Origin of the sequence: Roseateles sp., assembly GCF_047654785.1 — a bacterium.
Taxonomy (GTDB): Bacteria; Pseudomonadota; Gammaproteobacteria; order Burkholderiales; family Burkholderiaceae_C; genus Pelomonas.
Genome location: NZ_JASGKQ010000002.1, coordinates 139,598 through 154,204 on the forward strand (window position 1 = coordinate 139,598; position 14,607 = coordinate 154,204).

The following is a 14,607-nucleotide window of genomic DNA, read 5'->3' on the forward strand; positions in this document are numbered from 1 at the left end:
CCATGACTTCCTGGAGTCCCGCCGCATGACCGCCACGACCGTCCTGATCGCCGAAGACGAACCGCTGGCCGCCGAGTCGCTGGCCGACTGGGTGCGCGCCACGCCGGGCCTGCAGCTCGCCGCCGTCTGCGAGGACGGCGAGGACGCGCTGGCGCAGATCCGCGCGCTCCGGCCGGCCCTCGTGCTGACCGACATCCAGATGCCCGGGCTGACCGGCCTGCAGGTGGTGCAGGCGCTGCAGCGCGACGCCCACCAGCCGCGCATCCTCTTCACGACCGCCTACGACCAGCACGCGCTGGCGGCCTTCGAGCTGCACGCGGTGGACTACCTGCTCAAGCCCTTCTCGCGCGAGCGCTTCGACGAAGCCATCGCCCATGCGCTGCGCGACGCCGCGCCGAGCAACGCCGAGGTCGCGCAGGCGCTGGGCGCGCCGGCCGACGCGCCGCTGACGCGGCTGCTCGTGCGCGACCAGGGCCGGATCTTCCCGCTGCAGGTGGACAGCATCGAATGCCTGCGCTCCGACAACAAATACACCGCCATCTCCGCCCGGGGCCGCAACTTCCTGGTGCGACTGCCGATCGCCGACTTCGAGGCGCGGCTGGACCCGGCGCGCTTCCTGCGCGTGCAGCGCGGCTGCATCGTCAACCTGGACGCCGTGGAGAGCATGACGCCGGACGAGAACTCCCAGCTCGTCGTGCAGCTGCGCGACGGCACGCGCATCACGGCCAACCGCGAGGTGTCCAGGATGCTGCGGGAGCAGTCGCTGTGAAGGCCGCGCTGCCGCCGGGGCTGGGGCTGGCGCTCGCCGTGGGCGCCGCGTTCGCCCAGCCCGCGCCGCCCGCCCCCCCGGCCACGCCCGCCACGGCCGGCCGGGTCTACGCGCCCGGCCCCTTCGACCGGCTGGCGCTGGCCGGCGCCGCGCGCGTGCTGCTGGTGCAGGGCGAGCGCGACCAGGCCTTCGTCGCCGGCGACGCCGAGGCGCAGAAGGGCGTCGAGGTCGCGCTGGCCGACGGCCAGCTCGTCATCCGCCCCGCCGGCGGCTGGAAGTTCTGGCATGCGGCCACCCGGCCGTTCGTGCAGGTGGAGATGCGCCAGCTGCACCAGCTGTCCGTCTCCGGCGCCAGCGACGTGCACGCCCCCGGCCCGCTGCGCACCGACCAGCTCAAGCTCCGCATCAGCGGCGCCGGCCTGGCGCGGCTGGACCAGCTGCAGGCGCGGCAGCTCAGCTTCGTCATCTCCGGCGCCGGCGACGGCCAGCTCGGCGGCCGCGTGGACGAGCTGGCGCTGCAGATCTCCGGCAAGGGCCGGGTGCAGGCCGAACGGCTGCAGGCCCAGCGCGCGCGCGTCAACGTCAGCGGCATCGGCAACGTCATGCTGTGGGTCACGGACGACCTCAACGCCCACATCTCGGGCATCGGCTCGGTGGACTATGTCGGCAACCCGGCCGTGCAGCGCTCCATCTCGGGCATGGGGTCCATCAACCGGCGCTGAGCACGCCCCAGCCCACGTCCCACTTTCCACGTCCGTCTCCCAGCCGCACAAAGCAGGAAACCCCTGACGCACCGCCCACCGCCACATCCGCAGAATCAGCCCGCTCCGTAACTCCACGTAACGAAGAGCTCGCCGGCAGGGAGGCTGGGTTGAGGCGGATCGTCAGGCGCCCATGGCGCACCATCATCGTCAGCGTGATCGCGCTGCTGGGCGCGGCGGCCGGCCATGCCCAGGAACGCCGGGACGCGCTCGAAGCCCTGGAGCGCGAGCGGACGCAGCAAATCCGGGACGCGCAACTCTGCAGCACGCCCCAGGGCTTCGGGGCCGGTGCCGTCGCCTGGCAGGCACCTGTGGCGGGCGAAACGCCCTGCTTCCCGATCCGGCACGTCGAATGGCTGGCCGCGCCGGCCCGGTTCCAGGCCGTGCTGTCGGACCTCGGCGCCTTCACCGAGGCCTGCCTGGGGGTCCAGGGCCTCGAGCGGCTGCGGCGCAACCTGGAGGCCCGGCTGGCCGCGCTCGGCTACGTCACCAGCAGCGTCGGCCTGCCGGCCCAGAACCTGGCGGACGGCACGCTGCGCCTCCAGCTCCATCTCGGGCGCATCGCACGCATCGAGAAACGCGGCCCGGCCGCCGCGATCAGCGGCAATGCCTTGGCCGTCCACGCAGGCGAGGTGCTCGACCTGCGCGATGTCGAGCAATCCCTGGAAAACCTGTCCCGCCTGCCCAGCCAGGCGGCGCAAGTGCAGATCGAGGCCGCCGAATCGGCCGACGAAAGCGTGCTGGTGCTGGCCGCCGCCGGCGGCCGCCGCTGGCGGATCGGCGTCGGCGCCGACAACGCCGGCACGCGGGACTTCGGCCGCTGGCAGGCCAGCGCCCAGCTGGTGCTCGATGCGCCGCTGGGCCTGTCGGACCAGCTGTCGGCCTACATCGCAGGCCCCGCCCACGGCGGCGGCCGGCGGTATCAACGCACCGGCATCGCCAGCTACAGCATCCCGTGGGGCCGCCACCTCTTCAGCCTCAGCGGCTCGCGCAGCGAGCACGCCCGGCCCATCCCCGGGCTGTCCACGGACTTCAGCGAACACGGGCATGACAGCAGCCTGCAGGCGAAATGGCAGTGGACCGCCTGGCGCAGCGCCAACGCACGCTGGGCCGTGTGGCTGGGCGCCACGCAGCGCCGCACGCGCAACTTCATCGACGACGTCGAGCTGCTGCTGCAGCGGCGCAACCTGCGCTCCAACGACTGGGGCCTGAACGGCTGGTGGCGCCAGGCGCTGGGCGAATTCCAGCTGGACTACGAGCGGGCCGTCGGCATCCGCCAGCCCCTGGGCGACGACTTTGCCATCGCCCCGCCGCCGCTGACCCACACCGCCCGCGCCCAGCTGAGCTGGCAGCACGACGCGGGGCGCTGGCGCCACGAGGTGCGCCTGGCCTGGGCCGGCGTGCGCGACCCCGCCAGCGGCGCCGACCTGCAAGCCCTGGGCTCGCGCTGGACGGTGCGCGGGTTCGACGCCCAGGGGCTGCTCAGCGGCACCGAACAGCTCACGCTGAAACAGGACTGGCGCGGCCCGGGCGTCGCATGGCGCGCCGGCTGGGCCTGCCAGCCCTACGCCGCGCTGGACCTCGGGCGCATCGCCGGCAGCCCGCTCGCCGGCCGCACCCTGGCCGGCGCCGCCGCCGGGCTGCGCATCCAGGCCGGCGGCCTGTCCGGCGACCTCGCCCTGGCCGCCCCGCTGCACAAGCCCCAGGGCTTCGACGCGGCATCGGCCGTGCTCTACGCCAGCTTCAACGCCACCTACTGACCCAGGGAGAAACCGATGAAAAGCACGCCGCAGACACGCATCGCACAGGCCGTCCTGCTGCTGGCCGGCCTGCACGCCGCGGCGCCCGGCGCGCTGCCCTGGGTCCAGGCCCAGACGGTGGCCGACGTCAACGCCCCCGCGGGCCGCAAGCCCAAGGTCGACGTGGCGCCCAACGGCACCCCTGTCGTCCACATCGCACCGGCCAACGGCTCGGGCGTGTCGCACAACCTGTTCACGCAGTTCAACGCCGGGGCGGCCGGGCTCGTGCTGAACAACTCCGCGGCAGCTGAAGCGCGCCGCGATATTTGAAGCCATCGCCGTGCGATAAACGAGCCAGTTCTGCGGTTTCGCGGCACGAAAAGAAATTACTCCAGCCGAAAGGCATGGGGCTCTTGCATCTCTTCCAACCGTCGGCAGGCCACGTCGAAATAGTGCGGGCTCTTCTCGATGCCGATGAAACGCCGGCCCGTTGCCAGGGCGGCGACGCCCGTGCTGGCCGAGCCCATGAACGGGTCAAGCACCAGGCCGCCCGGTGGCGCGCAGGCGATGAGTCGCTCCATTAGCTCGATGGGCTTGCCGGTCATGTGGAGCTTCTTGCGGTGATCCACCCGCTCCCGCACCAGACCAGGCCACGGCCCGCCATGGCTCGACGACAGCAGCGAGCCATTGCTGCCCCAGACAACGTATTCGCACTGATGGCGGAAGTAGGGCGCGTCCAGCTCGGCGATGCGGCCGCGCCCTTGCACGCTGATGCTGGCCGCCCCGAACGACCGCTCGCGGCCTACCTGTTCGGCCAGCAGGCGGAGCGCCGTGCCGTTGACGGTGGCGAGCAACTCCACCGGCCCGTCGTCGGTCGGCTCGACCAGGCTGAGCATGCTGGCCGGCAGCGAGGCCGAGAAGCCCCACGCCCAGCTCTCCACGTCCAGCGAGAAGCGCAGCGAAGTGGAGTGGACGGGCACGCCATCGCTGGCGCGCACCAGGCTCACGCCGTTGGTGACCATGTAGACCCTCCTGATCGGGACGATGACGGTGTTGCTGCCGGGGTCGGCATGCCGACGGCAGATGAAGACGAGATGCCCGTCGACGGCAGCGGCGTCTGCGAAGACGAGGTGCGGATCGGGCAGGTAGCACGGCTGGCGCGTCGGCGGCAGCGGCGGGCGCCAGCCGTAGCCGGGCGGCGGCACCATGGCCTCCTGCCAATGCGAGACGAGCTCGAGCCGCAGGCGCTGCGCCGCCGACTGCTGGTGCAGCGCCATGCGGCGCAGCGCGAGCGCCGCCTGCGCGGCAGCGCTGGCCGACGCTCGCAGGCGCACCCGGTCCTGGTAGCTTGCGCGCCGCTCGGCACGGCGCGCGGCAGCATCCTGATGCAGCGCCTGCAGCGCGCTGTGCAAGCGGCCCATGACCTGGTGCCCCGACTGGACGACCAGGCGCTCGGCCCGGAAGGTCGGCCGGCGGCGCAGCTCGCCCTGCGCGCGCAAGGGCTGCAGCGCGCGCGAGCGCATCTCGACGCCGGCCCGCAGCCGCCCTGCATGGCCGGCCTGCTGGCCGCGCATGCCTACGCCCTGCGTCGCCATCAGCCAGGCATCGAATCCCAGGCCCTGCACGGCCACCGCGCGGCCGTGGGCCGCGACGGGCTCGGAGACGCCGCCTCCCACTCGCATCGAGGTCGACACCTTCAGCCGCACGGCCGGCTGGCTGCGGTCCTCGACCATGGCGCTGCGGGTCGCCGCACGCTGCCAAGCGCTGCTCACCTGGCCCACCACGGGGCGCTCGACGGCCACGTCGTAGCGCAGGCGCGCCGCGCCGCCCAGCCCGGGCAACGCGCCCAGCAGCTCGACCTCGACGGGCGCGCCCAGCAGCACGGCGCCCTGGAGGCCCGGCAGCGCACCAGCGAGGCTGACGCCAGCGGCCGGCTGGCCGGCGCGAAGGGCGCCCTGCAGGCCCGGCAGCGCGCCGGCCAGCGTGACGACCTGATCCGGCAGCGACTCCAGCTGCCCGAACAGCAGCTCGACGGGCGGTGTCGCCGGGCTCGGCGGTTGCCGAAAGAGCAGGTCGACGACCGCAGGCACGTCGGGCTCAGGTCAGGACTGCGGAGACGAGCTGCACGCGGCCGCCAGCGAGCAGGTTCACCTCGTCGAGCTGGACTTGGCCGGTGCCGGCCGCGACGGTAGACACGTCGCCATCGGCCACGACGGCGCCGGCGCCGTTCACGATCCGCGCCCACGTGGCCGTGCCGGTGGCCTGGCACAGCGACAGGTCCGACGACGCGAGGGTCAGCGCACCGCCGGCCACCGTGCCCGCGGGCTTGTCCAGCACGATCTCGGCGAGCAGCGTGGTGGGCGCGCCGCCGGTGGCCGGGCGCGTGCCGTTGTAGAGGCGCAGCTTGGCGGGGTTGGCGCCGAGGTCCAGATAGGACAGCGTGCCCGTCAGCCGGGCCTCGTTGTGGGCGGCGGGGATGCTCCAGGCCATGATCAGGTCACCTCGGCGATCAAGTTGTCGGCGATGACGGCGCGGTAGTTGTGCTCGTGGTCGAAAGCGATGACGGTGTAGCGCTCGCGCTCGTCCACGCTGGTGAAGGCGTAGCTGCCGGTGGCGGCGTCGCTCCAGGCCTCGCGGATGACGATGCCGTCGCGCTCGCGCAGCAGCCACACCTTGCGGTGCAGCGGCACGTTGGCGGGGGAGCTCTTTTCCTTGACCGTGCCTACTACGACGCCACGGCCGCCGCAGAAGCGGTCACCGAGGTTCACAGGTGCATCGTGACTGCGAAAGCCAAGCGGCCGTGCGCCGAGCGCCAAGACGGCGCACGGCCCCGTGATGGCGCTTGCGGTCTGGTGCGTCAGCGTCGAATCGAGATGCGCCAGCAGCGTGGTGCTGCCGTAGTGCTCATCACCGGCCAGGTTGTCAGCCGGCGGCGCGGTCGGAACGGCGAACGACTCCGTGTGGCGGGCAACGCCCTTTGTCACGCGGACCTCGCGGAGATTGCCGCGCCAGTAGTACTCGTACCCGACGACGCCCAGGCGGCCAATCTCAAGCGGCGCGCCCGGTCCCTCGTGGAAGCCATCGACGGTCGCTGAGGCTTCGAGCACACCGTTCAGGAACAGGCTGATCGTGCTCCCGGCACGCGCCACCTCGAAGTGGAAAAACCCCACGCCGACAGCGCTTGTCGACCCGATCACTGAGACTGCACCACCAGACCCGGTTCGCGACCACCAGAAGCACAGGTATCCAGCGCCGTTGACGCCGATGTAATAGCTCTGGTTGAAGCTCGCACCCTTCCCCAGGAACACCCCGTGAGGATGCCCGGGGGCCGGCCCGTCGAACTGCGCCCAGCCGTCGATCGTGAAGTCCCCGACGTTCAGCACATGGCCTTCGTTCAGGGGCAGTGTGAACCATGCGCCGCCATCGAAGCGAAGCGACGGCGCGCCAAACAGCGACCGCGGGGGGTCCACGCTCACGTAGCCCCCGCTCAGAGAGCCCAAGGCGGCCGCCGAAGAATCCTGGACCCTCGACACGGGTCACCTCCACGGGCCGGTGGTGTCCAGGAAAAAGCACCCGTCGCCGCTGTTCACCGCAGCGAACACACGGCTCGGGTAGCCCTCGACAGCGGCGACGCGCTCGCGAGCCCCGAACGTGGTGGCGCCCACGTTCTGCGGGAGAGCGAAAAGGCCGGGAAGCGTGCCTCGAAAGACAGAGGTCGCGTGATCAGAGATGAACACCGGCGAGAGGTAGACCCCGCCGTTGGCAGGATTCGGGTAAGGCATGCCGTAGTTGCCCAGGTTGCCCGAGCGCAAGGACGTGGACCCGCAGCACACCGCCGAGAACGTGCGGCGCGCATTGACCCAGGGGCCGAGGCCGGTATGCGCTCGCGAGAGCAGGAGCCCTGCGGCGGCCGTGGTCGCGTTCGAGAAATCGAGGTCGTAGTCGGAGTTCCGCCCGGACGAGTCGAAAGGGTTCGTCGTGCCGTAACCGTTCAGGATGCAGGCATAGGCGTCGGGCGACTTCACGGCCGCGATGTCGCCGAAAGCATGCGCCAAGCCGAACCCGCGCGGGTAGTCGACGCCGGTATGCGAATGGCTCACCGCCAGGTAGAAGATGCGGCCGTCGCCGATCAGCACCCACGAACAAGCCCCGGGGCTGCCCTTGCGCCAGTACAGATCGCCCGTCCCATCGACCCCGCCGTCGATCCCCGCCATCGAGCGATAGGCGCGCACGTAGGCCCAGGTCGCCCGGGAGTCGTCGACTCGCAGGTAGTGCCCCGTCGAGGCCGGGTCAGCCGGCGTGTACGCCGCCAGGTTCGTCGCGGCAAACGGCTTGGCCCAGCCCAGCGGCGCCACCTTGTGCATGGTCACGCCGGTGGCCGTCTGGTCGGCAATGCCCGGCGCGTTGAACTTGTACGTCGTCGTCGTCACCGCCGTGACCTTGCGCTCGCCGTTGATGACGCCGCCCGAGACGGCGGCGCCCGAGATCAGCGCCACGCTGCCGACCTCGAACGGGTGGCCCGCGCCTCGCGTGACGGTGGCGATGCCGCCGGAGATCACGATGGAGTCGACGTTGCCGGCGGCGTAGCCGTTGACCAGGCAGGCGTCGAGCAACGCGATCATCGCGCCGATATCCGGCGTCAGCGAGGGTGCGCCGGGCATGGCGGAGTGAATGAACTTGACCGAGGTGTCGATGCTCATGGGCTTGTCCTCTCAGGTGTCAGGGGCGGTCCACGTCGCCGCGCGTGAGCAGCGTGAACGAGTCGTTGGCAACGGTCTCGGGGCCTTGCAGGATCGTGCGGGCCACCCACACCGGCGCCATCGCGCCCACCGTGTTGAAGCGCAGCACGTTGCCCACGGCCCAACCGAGGCCCCAGCCCACGGCCGGGATCGTGAAATAGGGTTGGCCCGCCGTCGGGTTGAGCGGCGCGCAGTCGCTGCCGGTGTTGCCCGTGGCGATGACGCCCAGGTGCTCGCCCATGACGTTGAAGCTCGTCGCGCTCGTGAACACCACCGCCCAGCGCTCGGTCAACGCGCCGCCGTTGGTGACGGTGATGGGGTTCTGGATGTCATTGAAGGTGGCCGTCGCCGCAGCGCCGCTGGGGCCGTCGGACCAGCCCGACCAGGTGCCCTGGTCGATGGTCAGCGAGACGCGGGCGTGGAGGTCGCCGAAGACGAGCGCGCTGGAGACGTAGGTGCCGGCGACCGGGTAGGCGATGGCCTCGGCGGCGGTCTTGCTGGCGCCCGTGGACTTGTCCACCTCGCCGATGTAGACCGTCCAGGCCGTCGAGAGGTTCTGCAGCGCGCCGCCCACGGTGGGCGGCAGCTTGCCGAACTCGGCGGCGATGGTGTCGGACTGGCCCTTCAGCGACTTGATGATGGTCTCGCTGGTGAGCTGGCCCTCCTGGGCCATCTCGCGCAGCCGGCCGGTGGTCACGCCCAGGCCCTCGGCCAGCGCGCGCGCCAGGCGCGGCGCCTGCTCCATCACCGAGTTGAACTCGTCGCCGCGCAGCACGCCCGACTGCAGGCCCTGGTTGAGCTGCGTGATCGCCGCCTCGGCCGCCTGCGCGCTGCCGCCCGTGATCTGGATGGACTGATTGATGGTGCGCGTGAGGTCCAGCGACTCCTGATTGGTCAGGTTGAGCTGCTTGCCCGCGCCCGCGATGCGCGTGAACAGCTCGCCGGTGGCCTCCAGGCTGGAGCGCGTCTCCATGGCGATCTGCTGAACGCCCTCCATGCCCGCGCGGAATGCCTGGCCCTCGCCCGTGGCCAGCTTGATGCGTGCGGCCAGGCCGTTGTAGGCGTCGGCCGTTTCGGCGGCATCCTTGATGAGCCCACCCAGGAAGCCGCCGCCCTGCAGCGCGATGAAGGCGTTCTGCACGCGGCCCAGCTGCGTGCTGATGGAGTCCACACCCTCGCCGATGGCGCGGTGGCTGCGCTGGATTTGCGTGCCCGCCTCGGCCGCGCCGCGCGCGGCACCCTGGTACGCGGGCGCCAGGTTGGCCACCGATGCGCGCACCCGCTCGGACTCGGCCGCCAGGCGCACCTGGGCATCGCGGGTGTTCTTGCTGGCGATGCCGTAGTTCTGCAGCTCGCCCACCGCGCCGGCCAGGGCGGTGCGCTGCTCCACCATCTTGGCGCGGGCGGCGTCGGTCGCCGCCTGCAGGCGCTGCAGCGCCTCGGCCTCGCGCGCCGTGGGCGGGCCGGCTTGGCCGATCTGCTGGCCGAAATTCTGGACCTCGGCCTCGGCGCGCTTGAGCGCGGCAGCGGCATCGGTGGCCTCGCGCTTGAGCCGCTCGAAGGTGCTGATCGCCTGCTGCTGGGCAGCCAGCTCGCGCAGCTTGTCGGCGGCGGCCTGGGCCTGCTGCTTGAGGTCGCCTTCCAACACCTTGGCCATGTCGTCCAGGCGCTGGGTCAGGCTGGCCACACCCTCCTGACCGGAGACGCTGGCCTTGACCTCGACGTTGACTGAGTTGCTGCCGGTGGCCATGTGCGTCCAAAATGGCGCGCATGCCGCGCCTGATCCTGTTCTTCGTCTGCCTGACCGTGCTGGGCTTCAGCGCCTCGGCCCGGGTGGGCCTGGCGCTGGGCGCCGTTACGGCGGCGGTGTGGGCGCTCTGCATTGCCGTGATGCTGGCGCAGTTGCTGCGCCCGCCCCGGCGCTGACGCGCCGTCAGCCTCAGACCATCGTGGCCCGGTAGTAGCGGCTGATGCCGGCGCCGGTCCGGGTCTGGTCGGCCAGCAAGGTGCCGGTCACGTCCAGTTCGCCGAACTTTCCGGTCAGCAGGCCCAGGGTCTTGGCCACCGACTGGCTGGCGCGCCACACGTCCACGATCACCGGCTTGCCGTCGTCCGCCTCGTTGAGGCCGCCGAAGCGCAGCTGCAGCTCCGCGGCCTTCGTGGTCAGCGCCTCCAGCACCGCCTGGCCGGCGTAGCTGTAGCTGAGGGTGCCGGCCTCGCCGTCGTCGATGTCGGCGGCAGTGTCGAGCACGAAGATGCCCTCGGGGCGCACCTCGTAGTTGCCGGCCGCCGCGATGGTGTCCGCGCCCACCTTGAGCACGACGCTGCTCAGCGCGATGTGCGGCAGCGGGATGAGGCCGCCCTTGTGCAGCGTGACGGCCTGGCTGGCCACCGTGCCGGCATCGATCTCGGCCACCGTGGACAGCGTGGCGCGCGCGAGGTTGAGCACGTTGAAGTCGGCGAACTTGATGGCGATCTCGGCCTGCTTGACGCGGCGCACCTCGGCATAGGTGCCGCCGCCCAGGCGGGTCATGTCGGGCTGCTGCATCACGTCCTCGGTGTGGTCGATGGACAGCTCCAATACGTTGCCCACCGGCAGCATGAGGCCCGAGCTGCCGTAGGCGCGGGCGTAGAGCTGGCCGACGTTGAGGGACGGCTTGTAGACCTTGCGGGTGATGGTTTGCGGGGCGCTGGCCATGTGGCTCTCTCCTGGTGGTCAGTTGGTGAACAGGGTTTCGACGGTGAAAGCGAGCGGCACGTACACGTAGCCCGCGCTGGCCCAGCTGCGCGGCGCCGGGGCCAGGCGCAGCGGGTGCCTGGTGCCGGGCGGCACGAAGCCCATCAGCGCCGCGCCGGCGCGGGCCAGCAGCTCGCCGGCGTCCTGGCGCGCTGCGGAGCCGCTGCGGGCATCGGCCACGTTGCGCACCGCCGCCACGCACAGCCAGGTGTGCTCCAGCCGGGCGCGGTCGCCGAGGGCGTTGGCCTCCAGCACGCGGAATCCGCTCCAGACCACATGCACGGCGGGCACGCGCTGCTGAGCCTCCTTCACGCCGGCCAGGTCGGCCTCGGTGAGCACGTAGACGGCGGGGTGCAGGTCGGCGAGCGCGGCCTGCAGCCGCGCCACCAGGTGGGGCTCGACGGCGAGGAAGTTGTTGTGGTGGGCGGTCGCCATCAGCGGTAGCCCTCGAACTCGCCGGGGTCGCGCGCGCGGAAGTGATGCACGACTTCGGCCGCGCCCGGCTCGGCGCCGCTGAGCTGCATGCCGGGCGCGCCGCCCCACGGGCAGGTCAGCACCGTCGTGCCGGCGGCCAGGCCGGCCAGCGACTTCTCGACGGCCTTGTAGCGGACGAACACCTCGTGCTCGGGCGCGACCTGGTCGTAGAGGTAGTACCGGGCCACGTCGCACACCGCCCGCGTGAGCACGGGCGGCGGCACGAGGGCGACGGCGCCTGGGTCGCCCGGCATCGGCGCGGGCTTGGCGCAGCCGGCGAGGGGCAGCTGGTACACCGCGCCGACGAAGCCGTCCACGAACGCCTGCGCATCGGCCAGGGCCTGCTCGGCCTTGTCGATGTACACGGCATCGGCGGCCGCGCCGGCGGTGAGCTGGATCAGCTCCAGCTCGCCGAAGCGGTCCACCAGGTCCTGGACGGTGGCGTAGCGCATGGTCAGGCGTTGCGGTGCGCGACGATCTGGCACTCGACCAGCTGGCCGGCCGCGGCGGCGCCGAGGGCGCGGCCGCAGTGCGCGGTGGCGGTGCCCGCGGCCGCGCGGCCGGAGCCGTCGGCGGCGGGCTTGAGGTAGTCGCCGAAGGCCACGGCCTCGGCCGTCTCGACCAGGTAGCTGTAGCGCGTCACGACGCTGGTGGCCTCGCCGACGGCGGCGGGGGCTTCGCTGATGCCCTGGGCATCGCGCACACCGCCGGCGGCGGTGGCGTGCTGGCCGTCATAGCCCACGAAGCGGTAGGCGGCGATGGCGGCGGTGGCCACGACGGTGAGCGCGTGCTGCTTGTCGTACTGGCGGCCGGCGTTGTTCTGGGAAGGCATGGCAGGGTGCTCCTGGTGGGGGGTGGGTCAGCGCTTCTTCGCGGCCTTGCCGGCAGGCGGCTGGTCGGCAGGCTCCTCCTGCGGCTCCTGCGGCGCTTGGGCGATGGATGCGGCCTCGGCCTGCACGCGCTCGCGGGCGGCCTCGAACTCGGCTTCCGCAGCGCGGGCATCCTTGGCGGCGACTGCGGCAGCAGCGCGGTCGCGCTGCGGGTCGGCGGCCGCGCCGCTGTTCAGCAGCGCCACGTTGTCGTGCTCACCGAAGTCGGGCAGTGGCTCGCCCGGCTGGATGACGGTGCGCACACCGTCCACGATCACGGCCGTGGCGACGAGGGCGATCAGCTGGCTCATGGTCAAAGTCCTTTCCTGGCCCCCGGCCCCGGCCGCCAATGCGGCCGGGGGGCGGCTTCGCTCCGGGGGGTATGTCTGCGTTTGGGTCGCTTCGCTGGCTCCCCCGTGGGCAACGCGGCCCACGGGGTTCCAGCAGGCCCGTGAGGGCCTTTCGGCGGCGACGAGGTGTTACTTCGGGTTGGTGAACAGGAAGGCCGCCGTGTTGTAGGCCACGCTGGCTTGCCGCTCGTAGGTGGCGCCATAGATCCAGCTCTTGGCGCCGGGCTCGTAGTACGGCTGCTCGGCGAAGGGGTGGCCTTCCAGCACGTTGGTGAAGCCGAAGGCGGGCTCCGCCAGGCTGATATCGCCGGTGCCGCCCGCGCCGATCTTGGGCACGTAGGCCAGCACGGCGTTGTTGCCCCACACGTCGGAGCCGACGCCCGCGGCATCCAGCGAGACGGCCTCGCCGACGACGATGTTCGCGACGCCCAGGATGGTCTTGAGCTGCTCCAGCGTGGCCGGGCCCATCTGCGTGGACGGCAGGTAGCCCTTGACCTCGGCGTTGGTCTGCAACGCCTGGGCCGCGTCGGCCGACAGCGTCAGCGTGTTGGGCCGCTTGCCGATCTTCTTGCGGATGGTCTCGCTGGCGGCGCGGATGTCGGTCACCGGCGTGCCGGTGGGGGCGCTCCACTTCGTGGCGCCGGCCAGGGCCAGCACGTGGCCGGCCGCGTAGCTGCCGACGTTGGTGGCCACGCCCGCCACTTCCAGCTCGTAGTCCAGCAGCAGGATGTCGTTGGCCGTGGCCATGGCGATGCGCGACACGTCGAGGTAGTTGCCAACGTTGAGCTTGCGGCTTTCGTCGGCCTCGCGGATCAGCTCGCGCGGGATGGGCACCTCCACGCTGTACTGGTTGACCGTGTAGGTCTTGCCGTCGTAGCGGATGTCCACGCGCTTGGTGGCGCTGCCCGGCGCGCGGCGCAGGTTGTAGCGGCGCAGGCGTTCGTCGCCGGCCTGGGCGAGCGTGACGCTGGACAGCGACTGCGGCAGGCGCGGGAACAGCCGCTCGGCGATGAAAGTGCCCTGGCCCAGGCCCAGCAGCAGGTTGGTCAGGATGGGGTTCTGCTTGAGGCGGATTTCGGCGGCGGTCATCATGGCGATGGGCTCCCTGGATCAGGCGGTGAACGAGGTGACGGCGCCCAGCGCCTCGGCGTAGCTGACCTTGTGCTGCGCGGCGTAGGCGCGCGCGGCCTGGTCGATCTCGGCGTCGGACTTGCCCTTGGCGCCGCCGCCGGCGGCCGGCAGCTTGCCGACGGCCATCTCGCCGAACTGCACCTTGGGCGTGGCGCTGGAGATCAGGCCCTGCAGCCACTGCACGAGGCTGGCCTTGCGCGTGGTCTCGCCTTCGCTGAATTCGACCGGCGCAGCCGCGTCCAGCGCCACCAGCGAGGCCACGGCCATCGCGCGGTCCTCGGGCGAGGTCAGGATGCCCGCGTGGAGCTGGTCCTCGGCGAAGCTCACGAACTGGGCCTTGCGGTCGGCCCGGGCTTTTTCGGCGAAGTTGGCCGCCTGGGCCTCGGCATCGGTGGCGCGCTTGAGTGCGGCGTCGCGTTCGGCTTTGGCCTTGGCGGCAGCCTCTTCGGCCTCGGCCAGCTTCTTCTTCGTTTCCTCGTCCATTGGGGTGGGCTCCTGTGGTTCGACGGGGTCAGAGAAATTGACGGCGTCCGCCGCCTCGGAAAACTCGATGTCCTTCAGGCCCTTCACCGCCGGGGGCTGCGCGCCGAGGAAAGCCACGTGGCGCGGGTACCAGACGCCCGGCTTGGGGTTGGAGGCATCGGCGGGGTGGTAGAAGGAGGCGCTGCGCTTTTTGAAGCGCCCGGCCTGGACCATCTCCGCGAACTGCGGCTCAACCTGGCCGTAGCTGTCGATGCGCAGCACGTCGCCATCGGCCCGCAGGCCGGTGACCCAGCCGTAGGCGGGCAGGTTGTGGGCGGGGTGGCCAACCGTCAGCGGCGCCTCGTGCAGCGCGGGGTCGTAGGCCGCCGCGGCGGCGGCGATGTCGGCCGGCGTGATGGTGTAGGTCTGGCCGTTGTCCGCCGTGCGCGCGCCGGCGCGGAAGACTTCGATGCCGGGCGGCAGCGTGGCCTGGGTGGTGGTGGCGGCGGTGGGCATGCCGCCACTGTCGCGGCGAGAGCGCCGCGGCGCCGAGTAAAGCGCTTTAGAAAATCAGGT

Annotated in this window: 17 protein-coding genes; 5 read left to right on the top strand and 12 right to left on the bottom strand. The window is 71.7% G+C overall.

The window, feature by feature from the left end:
• Positions 1-25: 25 nt before the first annotated feature.
• From QM788_RS05280 to QM788_RS05295, 4 genes are all read left to right on the top strand, one after another.
• A complete protein-coding gene (locus QM788_RS05280; protein ID WP_415660432.1) occupies positions 26-769 on the top strand; it encodes a LytR/AlgR family response regulator transcription factor in 744 nt (247 codons plus the stop codon).
• Positions 766-1,491: a head GIN domain-containing protein gene (locus QM788_RS05285; protein WP_415660433.1), complete on the top strand. Its 726-nt coding sequence runs from the start codon at positions 766-768 to the stop codon at positions 1,489-1,491. The genes QM788_RS05280 and QM788_RS05285 overlap by 4 nt, the downstream gene beginning before the upstream one ends.
• A 149-nt stretch (positions 1,492-1,640) precedes the next feature.
• A complete protein-coding gene (locus QM788_RS05290) occupies positions 1,641-3,290 on the top strand; it encodes a ShlB/FhaC/HecB family hemolysin secretion/activation protein (RefSeq protein ID WP_415660434.1) in 1,650 nt (549 codons plus the stop codon).
• A 15-nt stretch (positions 3,291-3,305) separates the two neighbouring features.
• Positions 3,306-3,599, top strand: coding sequence for a hypothetical protein (locus QM788_RS05295; protein ID WP_415660435.1), 294 nt, complete (start codon positions 3,306-3,308; stop codon positions 3,597-3,599).
• A gap of 56 nt (positions 3,600-3,655) precedes the next feature.
• On the opposite strand, the gene QM788_RS05300 is transcribed toward QM788_RS05295, so the two are convergent.
• Genes QM788_RS05300 through QM788_RS05320 form a run of 5 tightly spaced genes read right to left on the bottom strand, consistent with a single transcriptional unit; the run spans position 3,656 to position 9,758 of the window.
• Entirely contained in the window at positions 3,656-5,359 is a 1,704-nt protein-coding gene (locus tag QM788_RS05300) for a DNA-methyltransferase (RefSeq protein WP_415660436.1), read from the bottom strand.
• Positions 5,360-5,366: 7 nt separating this feature from the next.
• Positions 5,367-5,759 (bottom strand): hypothetical protein, encoded by a 393-nt coding sequence (locus QM788_RS05305; RefSeq protein WP_415660437.1) that lies wholly within the window; start codon positions 5,757-5,759, stop codon positions 5,367-5,369.
• A gap of 2 nt (positions 5,760-5,761) precedes the next feature.
• Positions 5,762-6,745 carry a LamG domain-containing protein gene (locus QM788_RS05310; RefSeq protein ID WP_415660438.1) on the bottom strand — a complete coding sequence of 328 codons (984 nt, stop codon included), beginning with the start codon at positions 6,743-6,745 and terminating at the stop codon, positions 5,762-5,764.
• Positions 6,746-6,805: 60 nt separating this feature from the next.
• Positions 6,806-7,969, bottom strand: coding sequence for a hypothetical protein (locus QM788_RS05315; RefSeq protein ID WP_415660439.1), 1,164 nt, complete (start codon positions 7,967-7,969; stop codon positions 6,806-6,808).
• Between the two features lie 19 nt (positions 7,970-7,988).
• Positions 7,989-9,758 carry a tape measure protein gene (locus QM788_RS05320; RefSeq protein ID WP_415660440.1) on the bottom strand — a complete coding sequence of 590 codons (1,770 nt, stop codon included), beginning with the start codon at positions 9,756-9,758 and terminating at the stop codon, positions 7,989-7,991.
• Between the two features lie 20 nt (positions 9,759-9,778).
• On the opposite strand from QM788_RS05320, the gene QM788_RS05325 reads away from it, so the two are divergent.
• Entirely contained in the window at positions 9,779-9,934 is a 156-nt protein-coding gene (locus QM788_RS05325; protein ID WP_415660441.1) for a hypothetical protein, read from the top strand.
• A gap of 13 nt (positions 9,935-9,947) precedes the next feature.
• On the opposite strand, the gene QM788_RS05330 is transcribed toward QM788_RS05325, so the two are convergent.
• From QM788_RS05330 to QM788_RS05360, 7 genes are all read right to left on the bottom strand, one after another.
• A complete protein-coding gene (locus QM788_RS05330; protein ID WP_415660442.1) occupies positions 9,948-10,706 on the bottom strand; it encodes a hypothetical protein in 759 nt (252 codons plus the stop codon).
• 18 nt (positions 10,707-10,724) lie between these two features.
• The gene (locus QM788_RS05335; RefSeq protein WP_415660443.1) at positions 10,725-11,180 is read right to left on the bottom strand and encodes a hypothetical protein; all 456 of its coding nucleotides are present in this window, start codon (positions 11,178-11,180) and stop codon (positions 10,725-10,727) included.
• On the bottom strand, positions 11,180-11,671 hold the full coding sequence (locus QM788_RS05340) for a gp436 family protein (RefSeq protein WP_415660444.1): 492 nt from the start codon (positions 11,669-11,671) through the stop codon (positions 11,180-11,182). The genes QM788_RS05335 and QM788_RS05340 overlap by 1 nt, the downstream gene beginning before the upstream one ends.
• A 2-nt stretch (positions 11,672-11,673) precedes the next feature.
• On the bottom strand, positions 11,674-12,051 hold the full coding sequence (locus tag QM788_RS05345; protein ID WP_415660445.1) for a capsid cement protein: 378 nt from the start codon (positions 12,049-12,051) through the stop codon (positions 11,674-11,676).
• Positions 12,052-12,078: 27 nt separating this feature from the next.
• Positions 12,079-12,399, bottom strand: coding sequence for a hypothetical protein (locus QM788_RS05350; protein ID WP_415660446.1), 321 nt, complete (start codon positions 12,397-12,399; stop codon positions 12,079-12,081).
• 168 nt (positions 12,400-12,567) lie between these two features.
• On the bottom strand, positions 12,568-13,530 hold the full coding sequence (locus tag QM788_RS05355; RefSeq protein WP_415660447.1) for a hypothetical protein: 963 nt from the start codon (positions 13,528-13,530) through the stop codon (positions 12,568-12,570).
• 18 nt (positions 13,531-13,548) lie between these two features.
• Entirely contained in the window at positions 13,549-14,547 is a 999-nt protein-coding gene (locus tag QM788_RS05360) for a hypothetical protein (protein WP_415660448.1), read from the bottom strand.
• Between the last annotated feature and the right edge of the window lie 60 nt (positions 14,548-14,607).